A 13,802-nucleotide genomic window follows, 5' to 3' on the forward strand; every position below is an offset into this window, starting at 1 on the left:
AAAAGTCTTTTTATAAGTCTTCATCTCCAGATATAATGATTTATTTATGTATGCTATATTAACCTTTCCCCTCTCTTTAGGGTTATCTTGTAAAATTGACAATAACATAACATGGGATCACATCCCTTAATAATTATCTCAGCATTGTTTTGAAATAATAATTGAATTATTTACTGTGTTATTCAGTTTACAAGATAGTCATTTTTACGGTTTTTGGATTACTAGATGATTTCTGTTCAAAAAAAAATAATAGGTAGATTAAATGTATATAATAGTATTTATCTCTCAAATTCAAAAATTTCATGGCTTCATGATACTTGTTTCCTGGAGAAAATACTGTGAATAATGTACTGGAATTAAGAAAATTTGTTGCTCCAGAGTTTATCTTTGGGTCAAATGCAAGTTTATTGGTAGGGCGTTATGCTAAAAACTTGGGGGCTCGTAAAGTCTTAATTGTTACTGATCTTAATGTTCTTGATTTAGGATTGGTTAATCCTGTTTTTGATGCTTTTAGAAGTGAAGGGATTGATTATAAAATATATTCTAATACCAATCCAAACCCCACGGTTAAACAGGTTATGGAAGGATCTGAAGTTTATCTTAATGAAGATTGCAATTTTATTGTAGCAGTGGGAGGAGGCAGCCCTATGGATTGTGCTAAAGCCATAGGAATTGCCAGTTCCAACAATAAAGACGTGCATGAATTTGAAGGTGTGGATAAAGTTGCTGTTCCTTCACCACCCCTGATCTGCATACCCACGACCGCAGGAAGTGCGGCGGATGTTTCACAATTTGCCATAATAACAGATGACCGGCGGAAATTGAAGATGGCCATAGTCAGCAAAACTGTGGTGCCTGATGTGGCATTGATTGATCCAAAGATGACCCTTACCATGGACCGGTTAATAACGATATACACTGGCTTTGATGTTTTAAGCCATGCTATTGAGGCATATGTCTCCAATGCCAGTTCTCCCCTCACAGATTTATATGCACTGGAATCCATTCGCCTGGTAGCATCAAATCTTGTTCCCACCACCAATGATCTCACTAACATTGATTTAAGGGGGCAGATGATGTTAAGCTGTTTATATGCTGGTTTGGCGTTTTCCAATGCGAGTCTTGGATTGGTACATGCCATGGCCCATAGTTTAGGCGGGTTTTTGGATTTACCTCATGGAGAATGCAATGCTCTACTACTGGATCATGTGATGGAATTCAACTTTGAAGCAGAAGTAGAAAAATACAGACAAATTGGCAACGCACTGGGATTAGAACTTATGGGGCTGGATGATGACGAGGCCAAAAAAATTCTTATTAACAGAATAAGGGATCTGAAGGCTCAAACTCATGTGAATTATTCCCTTAAAGATGTGGGAGTTAGCCCGGATGATATTGGTGAACTTTCAAGTAAATCCATGAATGATGCCTGTATTGTTACCAATCCCAGAAGACCAACACAGAGTGATGTAGAGGAGATATTTAAAAATGCGCTGTGATCCTGATGATAACTGGGATTCTATTCGTGAGAAAATAATTGGGTTAGGAGAACAATCCAGTAGAAAAAGCTATTACCCACAATTACAGCAACGTCTTTCAGAATTAGAGCGGTTTCGAGCATTATTGGATGAAACCAATGATGCTATATTTCTTTCAGACGTTCCTTCACATAGATTTGCTGATTTTAACAATTCTGCCTGTGAACAACTGGGATATTCCCCCCAGGAAATGATGAAAATGTCTGTGGAGAATATCATTGCTCCTGACGAAATCCAGAAAATGAAGGATCTTATCAGTAATTTGATTGAGGGAAAACATCTAAAAAATCGTAAAACCATTGAAACAGTACTGCTTAGACAGGATAACTCCCTGATCACTGTGGAAATAAATATTAGTTTGGTGCGGTTTAGTGATGATTTTTATATGGTAATGGTGGCTCGTGATATTAGCGAGCGCAAAGAGTTTGAAAATGCACTCAAATCTTCCCTTGAAGAAAAGGAAGTTTTAATTCGTGAAATTCATCACAGGGTTAAAAATAACATGCAGATTATCTCCAGTTTATTGAACCTGCAAAAACATCATGTAAAAGATAAAGAAGCCGCAGATGTCCTTTTAGAAAGCCAGAATAGGGTTCGATCTATGGCTATGATCCATGAAAAACTCTACAAAACCCAGAACTTCTCACAGATAAATTTCACAGACTACATCAAAAACCTGATAGATGATATCTTCCATTCTTATAATGTAAATCCTGCCCAGATTCAAAGGGAAATTATTTTAGATGAAGTGATGATGGGTTTGGAAACAGCCATTCCATGCGGCCTTATAATAAGTGAACTGGTAACTAACACCATCAAATATGCCTTCCCTAACCATATGACGGGGAAGTTTAGAATAAAACTTTATTCAGTTGATGATTTATATCATCTCATTGTTGCTGATGATGGTGTAGGCATACCCCCTCACATTAACTTTGATGAAACAGAAACCCTAGGGTTACTGCTGGTTAACACTTTGGTGAGGCAGTTAGACGGCACAGTTGAGTTAACTTGCAACAATGGAACTGAATTTAAAATTCTTTTCCGAGAGTTAGAGTACCCAGAGAGAATTTAACTCCATTTAATAATTCAATTGAATCTCATTCCCTACACATTTTTTTAAAACTTAATAAATATTTTTTACCACCCATAATCAACAATTTTCATTTTTTTTAGAAAAAAAGTGAGTTGTGCTTGTTATTTTATACTATGGGTAGATTTAAATATCGTAACATCCCAACTCACTACCAGAAGAATAATTATTATATTCCCCACAAAACACTTTAAAGGTGTTGAAAAAGATTGATAACACATTCAATCTTTTAATAGGAATATTAAACTTAATAAAACTGGTGAATCAATGAAAATCGGAATGTCACATGGGGCTGGCGGAGAGATAATGCAGAGCCTCATCTCGGATATGATACTAGGCAATATCAAAAACACGAAAGTCAATGGAGGAGTGGGACTGGAAGAACTGGATGATGGTGCTACCATCCCCCTGGGTGAAAACGAAATTGTAATCAGTACTGACAGTCATACTATTGACCCATTATTCTTTCCAGGAGGAGATATTGGCAGAATAGCAATGGCAGGTACTGTGAATGATGTTTCCATGATGGGTGCTCGTCCCCTGGCCATAGCAAACGCCATGATCATAAGTGAAGGATTCAGTGGAGAAGAACTGGAACGCATAATCAAATCAATGGATGAAGTGTGCCAGGAAACAGGAGTAGCCATTGTAACTGGAGATACCAAGGTAATGGAGAATGATAAATTAGATAAAATGATCATCTGCACCACTGGAATTGGTGTTGCTCCTAAAGATGCCATCACCCCTGATTCTGGACTGGAAGTAGGGGATAAAATCATTATCTCAGGAAGTGTGGGAGATCATGGTATTTCTTTAATGTCCTTCCGGGAAGGCTTTGGATTTGACACGGATCTTAAATCAGATGTGGCCCCAGTATGGGGTATTGTGGAGGCAGCACTGTCTATTGGAGGAGTGCATGCTATGAAGGACCCTACACGTGGAGGGATAGCCAATGCCCTTAATGAAATGGCCTCCAAGGCAGGTCTGGGCATGTTCCTTGATGAAGAGAAAATACCAGTTAAAAGGGAAGTTAATGCTGCATCAGAAATGCTGGGAATCGATCCCTTTGAAGTGGCCAATGAAGGTAAAGTTATCATGAGCGTGGATCCACAGAAGGCTGATGAAATTTTGGAAGTCATCCGCAAAACCAAGTACGGAACAGATGCTCAGATAATTGGTGAAGTAACTCAAGATAAACACGTGATTCTGGAGACCATGATGGGTGGTAAGAGGATACTGGAAGCACCCATAGCAGATCCAGTTCCCAGAGTATGTTAAATTAATAAAAATTTGCGTGAATACTTCCACTAATTAAGTGAATATTTAAAATTAGGTTAAACCTTGATATAAAAAAATATTAAGTAAAAAGGTGATTAAAAATGCAGGAATTTTGGGGTAGGAGACTGGTGGCTTTAATAGTTGATGCAATTTTCATCACTCTTTTTTTATGGGTTTTAACAGCAATAATTTACCCAGTAGTTGCATTGCTTGCCATTTACCCAATTTTTAATTTCTGGCTTATCATGCTGGGAGTAATTATCCTGATATACTTCACCCTAATGGAAGGAAAATGGTCCACAACTCTGGGTAAGGGTTTGGTGAACTTGAAGGTACGATCCATTGAGGGGACTATGACCTATAAACAGGCATTCCTCCGTAATATCTCCAAGTTCCTCTGGATTCCCCTGGTAGTGGATGTAATAATAGGATTTGCCACGGCTGCTGATGGGGAAAAAGGCCGATATCTGGACAAAGTTGCCAAAACTAGAGTGGTACTTAAGGAAGTAAAAACAGAGCAACTAAAAGAGCAGATTAATCCAAATTAACTGGATTTTTTTTAAAAAATCTAGAAAGAGTATTCCTTTAATAACTCTCTAAAAAAAATATTAAGTTGATACCACACGAGAAGGTGGTATCCCTTAATTATGTATTTTTACTTTCAAGATCTATTCAACTATTCTAACTTCCTGAACAGCGGGTTTGGCTATGGCTCGGCCGATTAAGATGGTTGCAACCACGGCAATTACGGTAATGATAATTGCATATATGAATAAACCGGTTGTGCCATCTTGTTGTGGAACTAACTCCAGAATAAGTGCTTTTATAGCATCATTCCATGCTAATGCTGCAATTAATCCAAACGCGGTGGTTAATAGAGTTGCAATGGTCTGAAGTACCTGTCCTTTAACCTCTTCTGCCTGTTTTTTCACATCATCCCCTCCATATAAATAAAATCGTTGTAACTATTATGATGATAGTGATTTATATAAATTAAGCCTTGAACAGACAGTTTGGATGTCCAAACTTGGTGTAAGTAAAGAATCTTATCATGGGCCCAGACTTTTCCAATATTTTGGATAAATGGCAGTTCAAGCACAAAACCAGAAAGTTGTTTTCAAAGTGGTTTCAATCTAGATAAGCGAACCTTGACAATCCTTCATGAACAATTATCCTGGTTTAGGAACTAAAAATTCTGCCACACCATAACCTTCTTTACCCTCCCAGTTATATCTGGAAAGAGTTTCAATGAGAATCATCCGTTCATCAACAGGAATCATCCCCAATCGGATAACTTCACCATTAACTTGGTATATGGATCCTTTTTTGTCAAAGAGGGACATTTTAAAGGTGGAAGGAATTCCATTATCAAGTTTCACATCTATATCGGATTTTATGAGTGGTTCATTAACTGAACCAGTGTAGAAATATCCTGCATCCACATCCCCCTCATCAATGGAGAGTTTAGTTATGTTTAAAGCTTCATTATGGGAAAACTCAGAATTAATCCACATCCACATCTTAGGAGATCCCCAATCCCTCACACCACGGCTAAGATCTCTTTCACCCAGTGCTTCAATTTCAAATATCTCGTCATCTATTTTGACTATTCCTGTAGCCTTTCCAAACTGTTCATAATGTTCTGATGCCACATTTAATGACATTTCAGTCTGTTTTTCATCAACACAGTCAACATAATCCATGACTGGGTTTAAAGCTTCCCAGAATATATTCATTTTAACCTTAAATTCTTGAGGAACTTCAGATAGAGGGTCAAAAATTGAACCATCAAATTTAAGTTTCCATTTACCTGATGCCATTTCTTCGTAGTTTAAACCAGCAATATTTAATGGTTTATCATCACAGGGAGTTTCCAGTTTAATCCCAGCTATCACTTGAGGAGTCATTAAAAAGAAGAACATAGATTTTTCATTTTTGTTTATTTTATTTCCTATGCGCATAAAAGCGGTTAAATCATTATTTTTATCATGAAAATTAAAATAGTAACTTTCATTCCATTCTTCATGTTTTTTCAGGGTTTTTAAATCATTATCCATATGATCAACCATCCTAACCTTTTTTTAATCCTTTTTAACCCTCATTAATCCTCATTAATCCTCATTAATCCTCATTTAATCCTCATTTAGTCTTCATTTAGTCTTCATTTAGTCTTCATTTAACCCTCATTTAATCCTCATTTCTTACTTTTTTGTAAACGACTCCATCATTACCATCCACAACTAACTCTTCACCAGTTTTAAAAATGGTTGTAGCTCCTTTAACAGCAGTTACTGCGGGTATTCTGTATTCACGAGAAATAACCGCACCATGGGATAGTATTCCTCCAGTTTCTGTTATAAGACCACCCACCTTTGAAAATACTGCAGTCCAGGCAGGATCAGTGTTGCTGGTGATGAGAATTTCATTATCTTCCAGTTGTGATAACTCTTCAATGGATTCCACCACTCGGGCTATTCCATTGAATGTTCCTGGACTGGCTGCTGCACCATGAACTGCACTTTCATCAAATTCCATAACAGTATCATCAAATTCAATCCCATTTTTCAGGAATTTAGGGGGGAGAGATGATTCATATCGGTAAAATTCAGTTTTCCTAAGAGAAATCTCATCTTTTAACTCTGATGTATCATTTGATGCTATTTTTTCATCTAATTCTTTGAGAGAAGGGTTTGTCTCGAAAAATGACATCAATTCTCTTTCATAAATGAAGAAAACATCATTTACCTCATCAATAATTCCTTTTTCAAGTAATCGTCTCCCCATATCTAGTAACATTAATCTCTGACGGAAAAGTAGGTGATCCAAATAGAATCTCTGATTTTCCCGGAAGGTTAAATATGTTTGAGCTAAATTAAGCACAATTTTAAACAATTTTGCTTTGAAGAATCCGCCATTCTGTTTTTTTATTCTACCTAAAACTTCTTTTTCCGTTTTAAACCTGTTTTCACGACTTTCTAATTCTTTTTCCCCTAAATCTAAGTCGGAAGAAGATAATAATTTAACCACTCCTAATACGTAAGATTTATTTTCCTTCCAGCGAGGATACAGTATTTCACGAGTATTGGATCGGTGACCATAATCAGCAATAAACTGGTGAAAATCTTTATTAAAATCTGAATTAGAAGAGAGTAATGTATCGATCTCAACTTCATTTAAAGAATTCAAGTCATCCATGGAATTAATTTTGTCCAATAATCTGTCATCTTCCCTTAAGGTTTTAGCCAGATCTGAGAATCTAATGTTCATAGTTACAGTTTTATTATCATCCAACCCGGAAATTAAACCAGCATAAAGTGAACCATCCTCATCATCCAGCCATTTTATCAGCCAGTTTTTAATCATTAGATTGGTGGCTATGGAATGGGAAACCATACCGTATCTTATCAGTTGGTAGTGTTTGATCCCTGCATTTTCAATATCGTGGTAGAGTGATAAGATTTCCCTGTCACTCAGCACAGTTAAGTCTGTGTTGTCAAATTCTGAACATTTTTCCATGAATCCTTTGGCCCATTTCCGGTAGACTTTATCTGTCCTGTGCATCATTCCATCCGGGTCTCGGATGGCAATTAAAATCTGGGAGAGTAAGGTTTTATGTAATATGGAGGGGTACTGTGATATTCTTTGTTGATCTTCCAGGGGGAAATAATTCAATAACTCCTGGGACCTTGCAAACTTCGGGTAGTAGGAGAAAGCTTTTTCCAGAACCCATGTATTAAAATAAACCCTTGACTTATGAAGTTTTAAGAGTTTAGTGTCTGTTATTTCTGTGTATCCCATTATACGGGCGCCTTCATGGTTAACATAGTCAGTGAGCATCTTACCCATAACATCATAAAACAGTGGAGTGGTGGCATCAGCCCAGTACTCATCCCCATAAGCCCGGGTCCACAAAATATCATCCTGATTTGAACTATCTGTAAGAGTGGTAACTGGTCGTGACTGGAGAATGTAAATAGTGGGAGAGGTTGTTTCATGGTTTTGTGATGGTTTTCTGTTATTTAACCCATCAGTTTCATATTCAAGGGCCCATTCAATATCCTGCGCTACACCAAACAATTCCTCAAGTTCCACTCCCATCTTCAATAATTTTTTAAGAAGTTCATGATTAAGGGTTGGTTTTCCCATATTCTCTTCATTTATGGTAATTAAAGTGTTTTCACCATTTTCAAGGAAGTATCCTTTCTTCTTGGGTTTGATGTTTTTTTCAACTACATTACCTTCCCTGTCCACAACAAAGATATCTGGTGTGACTATTCCGGAAGCAATAGCTTCACCCAGACCCCAAGCAGACTCAATAACCATATTCTTGCTTCTGTCAACTGGGTTGGTAGTGAAGGTCACTCCACTTACATCTGCATCAACCATTTTTTGCAATACTACTGCTAATCCTGCTGCTGACATTTTGCTGTCTAAATGTCTGATGGATGCATCATGCCTGTATTTCACAGCACGATCATTCCAGTAAGATGCCCAGCAATCAACAACTTTTTCAGGGATGTTTTCCTTTTTTATATTCAAAAAACTATCCAGTTGCCCTGCAAAACTGGCATCATCAAGATCTTCAGCCACTGCAGATGATCTTACAGCATAATATCCATCAGAAAGATTTTCGATTTTATCATTAAGTTCAACACAAAGATCCTGTGGTAACTTTTCCTGTTTAATAATATTACGAATCTGGGAACATCCATCAGAAATAGAATTTTCACTGGTAAAATCAACAAAATCAAGGATTGCTGATATTTCATCCTCAAATCCTTTTTTAATAAAAGAATCATATGCATCTACGGAGACAACAAATGCTGGGGGGATATTAAAACCTGCAGATGACATTTTAGCCAAGTTAAGTGCTTTACCCCCAATTTTTTCAATGGACAAATCTTTCTCTGTAAGATCTATCACCCACTTACCTTCATCTGCCATACTATCACTGCCCACAGTAATAATCACTATATTTCCAGTATTTATTCTAAAAATAACTAGAATTCTAAAATTTATTTTAAGAATAAGTACAATATAAAACAGTATGATCCTGTTTTCAAATACAAAAAAATAAGACTAAAAATAATTTTCATCTTTATGTTATGATAAATAACTAAATCTAAATAATAGAAATTAAAAAAATGTAGAATGAACCTGGAATAATTTTAGGATTAAGTTTACAATACTTAAATGGAAAATGAAGGGAATAAGTCCAATTAATGGTATGGAAAGATAGTTATGAAACCGATGTTCATGGGCGCGTCCACCAAACAGGGCTATGAAATTGCAGAAAAGAGCAGGGAAATTGTCAGATCCCTAATTGACCCCAAGACCAAGAACCTGACTCCAAAGGAAAGATTGATCGTGGAAAGAATCGTACATTCCACTGCAGATCCTGAATATGCTGATATAACTAGGATGAGCAGTGATTTTGTTAAAAAAAGTCTTGAAGCCATTTCTGAAGAAAAAGACGTCCTGACAGATATCAACATGGTGAAAGCAGGGATAAATAAATACCCTGGAAATATCGAGTGTTACATAAGTCATGAAGAAACCATCAAACTGGCAAAAAAAGAGGAAATCACCCGAGCAGCTGCAGCCATGCAGGTGGCTGCTTCTAAAGGTTTTGATGGTGTGGTGGTCATAGGTAATGCCCCAACAGCGCTTTGGAAAGTGATGGAACTGGTTGAAACTGGTGTAATGGATGTTAAATCTGTTATTGGTGTTCCAGTGGGTTTTGTGGGTGCTGCTGAATCCAAAAAAGCACTTCAAGAAACTTCAATACCATATCTGGTCACTGAAGGGCCTAAGGGTGGGACTCCTGTGGCAGTGGCTGTGGTTAACTCGTTAATAAATATTTTACGTACAGAATAGTATTTTAAGTGGGTTTATAAAGACAAGGAGATTAAGGAGTGAGTTGTGTGAAATCTGAGGAATTATTTAACGATGCTAAAAATTATCTTCCAGGAGGAGTTGATTCTCCAGTAAGGGCATTTAAACCATACCCTTTTTTCGCTCTTAAAGGAGAACGATCCCGTCTTTTTGATGTTGATGGGAATACATACATTGACTATTGCCTTGCCTACGGGCCTCTGGTCTTAGGACATGCCTATCCTCCGGTGATGAATGCAGTTAAGGAACAACTTTTGAAGGGTTCAGCTTATGGTGTTCCCACAGAAAATGAGATAAAATTGGCAAAAGAAGTTGTAAGACGCATGCCATGTGCTGAGATGGTTCGTTTTGTTAATTCGGGTACCGAAGCTACGATGAGTGCCATCAGATTGGCCAGGGCAGTTACTGGTAAAAAAAAGATAGTTAAATTTGAAGGAACCTACCATGGTGCCCATGACTATGTGCTGGTTAAATCGGGCTCTGGTGCCATGGGGTTACCTGATTCTCCAGGAATTCCGGAAGAAACAACTAAAAACACAGTTCTCATTCCATTTAATGATGAAGAAGCCATCACAGCCCTTGTGGAAAGACAGGGTGATGATCTGGCTGCAATTATCCTTGAACCAGTAATGGGTAATGTGGGATGCATACCTCCTAAAAAAGGTTTTTTGGAGTTTTTACGAGAAATAACCCTGGAAAATAATATTATACTGATCTTTGATGAGGTAATCACTGGTTTCAGGATTGCTGAAGGTGGAGCTCAGGAATATTTTGGTGTGACACCAGACTTGGTTACAATGGGAAAGATTCTTGGCGGAGGATTTCCCATGGGTGCATTTGCTGGTAAAAAAGAATTTATGGAAAGAGTTGCCCCTGCTGGCGATGTTTATCAGGCAGGAACATTCAACGGAAATCCTATTTCAATCACAGCTGGTCTTGAAACATTAAAACATCTTGATAATGAATTTTACCAGGAATTAGACATAAAAGGACTGAAAATGCGCAGAGGAATAGAAGACATATTAGAAGATGCTTCACTTGACTATCAGGTGGCTGGTTTAGCCTCTATGTTCCAGTTGTATTTCACCAATGAACCAGTGTGGAATTATGCCCAAGCAAAAACTGCCAATACAGATAAATTCCATAAATATTTCCATACTCTGCTTCATGGGGGAGTTTTTATCCCACCATCTCAGTTTGAATGTTGTTTCATATCCAAAGCTCATTCATCAGAAGACATTCAAATATCATTAGAAATAATGGAAAAAGGAATAAAAACCGCTGAAAAGAAATAGTTTAATGGATATCGCAGGGTTTTAACATATCGCAGGGTTTTAACAAAATCATTAATTCTATTTTTTTTTTATTTAGTTGGCTACATCAAATAGTTTCGGGATGATTTTACAAAGCAGAATATGGTGTTAACTTTTTAACAAATATTAAATCAGCTCACCAACTAACATCAAAAGTAGGACAATAACTAATATCACTATTGCCGTGCTTAAAAATCCGACGGGTCCTATTCTGTGTGAAATCGATTTCCACTTGGATGGACTACTATTTTCTTCAAGAGCTCTTTTCTGGTCAACAAGCATCATAAAACGATCTATTTCTATGACATCTCTTTTACCAGTTGAGTAGACCTGTTCTTCACTGTTATTATACTGACCTATAAAATCCCATAAATCCATTTTGTCCTGCTGCATACTGGTTAATGTTTCTTCAGTTACAGTATCCTGATGGGTTAACTGATCAATTATCTGTCTGTTGTCAGGCAATGGGTTATTCTTAGTATTGAGCTGATCTTCAATTTTTAGGTCTGAAGATTCGTTATAACTGTTAAAAACCGGTTTTTTGCCAAGTTTATCTGAATCGGGATTATTAATTCTTGAACGGAATTGTGTCGAGGTTTGATATTCCAGTGGACTACCACACTCACAGCTCACAAAGTCATCAGGACTTTCACCTTCCTGCAGTTCATAATATCCTCTACAATTAGGGCATACTAAATATCCCCAATCCCCCTCTGGAAGATCAATAGATTCATTATTTTTTTCATGGCTTAAAACCATTTAAACACCTTTATTTTTAAGTGCGGGATTTAATGAATGCAGTATTTTTCTTAATCTTTTCACAGTAATAAAGAATTTTTTTTTAGTAATTTCCCACTATAATATATTCTTATTTTATTTATATAATATGGTTAAACTTGCATCTATATGAATAGAAGATACTGTTGTATTTTTAAAATAAGTAAACACCGTATAATTTATATAAATGTTTATAAACCCTTTTGAACCCTCTTGAATCTTTTGTTTGCGGATAAATTCCTTTAACCGAATTTTTTAATGATTTTTGAATATTCATTACATTTTCTTTCATTATATTTTATTCAAAAAAATGATTGTAAAATTATGTTCTATTGTTTATCAAAACCTCTTCATTTTGTTTACAATTATAAATAGTTTTAAATGAATAAATATGGTTATCATGAAAATTGCAGCGGGTGTGGGTGAAAATCAGGCCATAATCAAGGCAGCCCAGAAAGTTGATTTTGAAGTGATTCTGACAAAATCTGAAGAACAACTTTTAAATCTATTATTAAATGGAGATGTCAATGCAGCAGTAAGGGGGTCACTTAGTGCCTCTTGTTTCATGTCACAACTTCGAAAAATATATTCTGAAGTTTCAAGGGCATCTATTTTAGAGTATAATGGGCAACTGTTCCTTTTGGCCCCGGTTGGTATTGATGAAGGTGATACTCTCCAACAGAAGGAGAGAATAATTCATAATGGGGCTGAATTCTTGGAAAAAATTGGTATAGATCCTAAAATTGCCATTCTTTCCGGTGGAAGGCCTCAAGATGTGGGCAGAAGTTCTAAAATAGACAATAGTATAATGGAAGCCAGAGAGCTTACCATGATCACAAAGGATAAATATCGGGTTAAACACTATTTTATACTGATAGAAGATGCTGTTTCTGATGGCGCTAATTTAATACTAGCACCAGATGGTATATGTGGAAACCTGATTTTCCGCAGCCTTGTTTTAATAGGTTCTATTAAAAGCCATGGGGCAGTAACTCTGGGAATTGAGGAAATATTCATTGACACATCCAGATCCCAGAATGAAGAAGGATATATAAGATCTCTTGAACTAGCAAAAAAACTTGCAGAATCAATTTAAGTTAATGATATTAAATCAGATAAGGAATTTAAAATGTCACCATTAAAACCTCTTTACAGATTATATGAATGGTATATCTCTCGTAACCTTCGACCAGAAAACATGCCAAAACATGTGGCTATTATTATGGATGGAAACCGCCGATTTTCCAAAATCCAGGGTAACATGGATACAGTAGAAGGGCACATGAAAGGTGTTACTACCTTAGAACGTGTGCTTGATTGGTGTGTTGATCTGGGTATTGAGATTGTTACTGCCTATGCTTTCTCCACTGAGAACTTCAATAGACCCCCTAATGAAGTGGAGGGGCTCATGAAACTTTTCAAAGAAAACTTTGAGGGAATAGCCCGAAACAAAAGAATTCATGATAACCAGGTCAGAGTCAAAGCAGTGGGGAAAATAGAACTCCTCCCTGAAGATGTTAGGGAAGCCATTAATATTGCCGAAGAATCAACTGCAAAATACAATAAAAGACAGGTAAACATCGCTATTGGTTATGATGGGAGAACCGAAATTGTAGATGCTATAAAAAAAATAGTTAAAGAAGTTGAAGAAGGCAAAATCAGTCCTGAGGATATTGATGAAACCATGGTTAATATAAACCTGTACACTGAGGGTCTGGATGATCCCAACCTCATCATCAGGACCAGTGGGGAAGAAAGACTAAGTGGATTTCTGTTATGGCAATCTTCTTATTCGGAACTCTACTTCTGCGATAGTTTATGGCCAGAACTTCGAAAAGTTGACTTTTTAAGAGCTTTACGTTCATATCAGCAACGGGAACGCAGGTTTGGAGTTTAGATCATTTGAAT

12 protein-coding genes are annotated in these 13,802 nt (G+C 36.7%); 8 read left to right on the forward strand and 4 right to left on the reverse strand.

The features are described from left to right. Window positions 1-338 precede the first annotated feature (338 nt). The 4 genes from ercA (at window position 339) to J2743_RS10050 (ending at window position 4,457) form a co-directional block, all read left to right on the forward strand. A complete protein-coding gene (ercA, locus tag J2743_RS10035) occupies window positions 339-1,499 on the forward strand; it encodes an alcohol dehydrogenase-like regulatory protein ErcA (protein WP_209626801.1) in 1,161 nt (386 codons plus the stop codon). Next, a complete protein-coding gene (locus J2743_RS10040) occupies window positions 1,489-2,613 on the forward strand; it encodes a sensor histidine kinase (RefSeq protein WP_209626802.1) in 1,125 nt (374 codons plus the stop codon). The genes ercA and J2743_RS10040 overlap by 11 nt, the downstream gene beginning before the upstream one ends. A gap of 285 nt (window positions 2,614-2,898) precedes the next feature. Next, entirely contained in the window at window positions 2,899-3,909 is a 1,011-nt protein-coding gene (gene hypE, locus J2743_RS10045) for a hydrogenase expression/formation protein HypE (protein WP_209626804.1), read from the forward strand. Between the two features lie 101 nt (window positions 3,910-4,010). Next, on the forward strand, window positions 4,011-4,457 hold the full coding sequence (locus tag J2743_RS10050; protein ID WP_209626806.1) for an RDD family protein: 447 nt from the start codon (window positions 4,011-4,013) through the stop codon (window positions 4,455-4,457). A 120-nt stretch (window positions 4,458-4,577) separates the two neighbouring features. Here the strand turns inward: J2743_RS10050 and J2743_RS10055 are convergent, their stop codons facing one another. The 3 genes from J2743_RS10055 to J2743_RS10065 form a co-directional block, all read right to left on the reverse strand. Further along, a complete protein-coding gene (locus J2743_RS10055; protein WP_209626808.1) occupies window positions 4,578-4,841 on the reverse strand; it encodes a DUF5654 family protein in 264 nt (87 codons plus the stop codon). A gap of 237 nt (window positions 4,842-5,078) precedes the next feature. Then, window positions 5,079-5,966: a DUF7065 domain-containing protein gene (locus tag J2743_RS10060; RefSeq protein WP_209626810.1), complete on the reverse strand. Its 888-nt coding sequence runs from the start codon at window positions 5,964-5,966 to the stop codon at window positions 5,079-5,081. Window positions 5,967-6,096: 130 nt separating this feature from the next. After that, entirely contained in the window at window positions 6,097-8,853 is a 2,757-nt protein-coding gene (locus J2743_RS10065; protein WP_245248241.1) for a PEP/pyruvate-binding domain-containing protein, read from the reverse strand. A 297-nt stretch (window positions 8,854-9,150) separates the two neighbouring features. Here J2743_RS10065 and J2743_RS10070 point away from each other — a divergent pair, with 297 nt between their 5' ends. Together J2743_RS10070 and hemL are read left to right on the forward strand one after the other, a co-directional pair. Next, window positions 9,151-9,786 (forward strand): cobalt-precorrin-8 methylmutase, encoded by a 636-nt coding sequence (locus J2743_RS10070; protein ID WP_209626812.1) that lies wholly within the window; start codon window positions 9,151-9,153, stop codon window positions 9,784-9,786. 47 nt (window positions 9,787-9,833) lie between these two features. Further along, window positions 9,834-11,099 (forward strand): glutamate-1-semialdehyde 2,1-aminomutase, encoded by a 1,266-nt coding sequence (gene hemL / locus J2743_RS10075; protein ID WP_209626912.1) that lies wholly within the window; start codon window positions 9,834-9,836, stop codon window positions 11,097-11,099. A 144-nt stretch (window positions 11,100-11,243) separates the two neighbouring features. Here the strand turns inward: hemL and J2743_RS10080 are convergent, their stop codons facing one another. After that, on the reverse strand, window positions 11,244-11,876 hold the full coding sequence (locus J2743_RS10080) for a hypothetical protein (protein WP_209626921.1): 633 nt from the start codon (window positions 11,874-11,876) through the stop codon (window positions 11,244-11,246). Between the two features lie 418 nt (window positions 11,877-12,294). Here J2743_RS10080 and mtxX point away from each other — a divergent pair, with 418 nt between their 5' ends. Both mtxX and uppS read left to right on the forward strand, forming a co-directional pair. Continuing rightward, on the forward strand, window positions 12,295-12,990 hold the full coding sequence (gene mtxX, locus J2743_RS10085) for a methanogenesis marker protein Mmp4/MtxX (protein ID WP_209626814.1): 696 nt from the start codon (window positions 12,295-12,297) through the stop codon (window positions 12,988-12,990). A 33-nt stretch (window positions 12,991-13,023) separates the two neighbouring features. Then, window positions 13,024-13,791, forward strand: coding sequence for a polyprenyl diphosphate synthase (gene uppS, locus J2743_RS10090; protein WP_209626816.1), 768 nt, complete (start codon window positions 13,024-13,026; stop codon window positions 13,789-13,791). Window positions 13,792-13,802: the final 11 nt, after the last annotated feature.

The sequence above is a fragment of the Methanobacterium petrolearium genome, from assembly GCF_017873625.1.
In the GTDB taxonomy this organism is placed as follows: Archaea; Methanobacteriota; Methanobacteria; order Methanobacteriales; family Methanobacteriaceae; genus Methanobacterium; species Methanobacterium petrolearium.

What these genes read in the sequence shown, in the direction of transcription:
- J2743_RS10080 (WP_209626921.1), bottom strand. Translation starts at nt 11,876, where the DNA reads ATGGTTTTAAGCCATGAAAAAAATAATGAATCTATTGATCTTCCAGAG.
- J2743_RS10070 (WP_209626812.1), top strand. Translation starts at nt 9,151, where the DNA reads ATGAAACCGATGTTCATGGGCGCGTCCACCAAACAGGGCTATGAAATT.
- J2743_RS10050 (WP_209626806.1), top strand. Translation starts at nt 4,011, where the DNA reads ATGCAGGAATTTTGGGGTAGGAGACTGGTGGCTTTAATAGTTGATGCA.
- J2743_RS10065 (WP_245248241.1), bottom strand. Translation starts at nt 8,853, where the DNA reads ATGGCAGATGAAGGTAAGTGGGTGATAGATCTTACAGAGAAAGATTTG.
- mtxX (WP_209626814.1), top strand. Translation starts at nt 12,295, where the DNA reads ATGAAAATTGCAGCGGGTGTGGGTGAAAATCAGGCCATAATCAAGGCA.
- J2743_RS10060 (WP_209626810.1), bottom strand. Translation starts at nt 5,966, where the DNA reads ATGGATAATGATTTAAAAACCCTGAAAAAACATGAAGAATGGAATGAA.
- uppS (WP_209626816.1), top strand. Translation starts at nt 13,024, where the DNA reads ATGTCACCATTAAAACCTCTTTACAGATTATATGAATGGTATATCTCT.
- J2743_RS10040 (WP_209626802.1), top strand. Translation starts at nt 1,489, where the DNA reads ATGCGCTGTGATCCTGATGATAACTGGGATTCTATTCGTGAGAAAATA.
- hypE (WP_209626804.1), top strand. Translation starts at nt 2,899, where the DNA reads ATGAAAATCGGAATGTCACATGGGGCTGGCGGAGAGATAATGCAGAGC.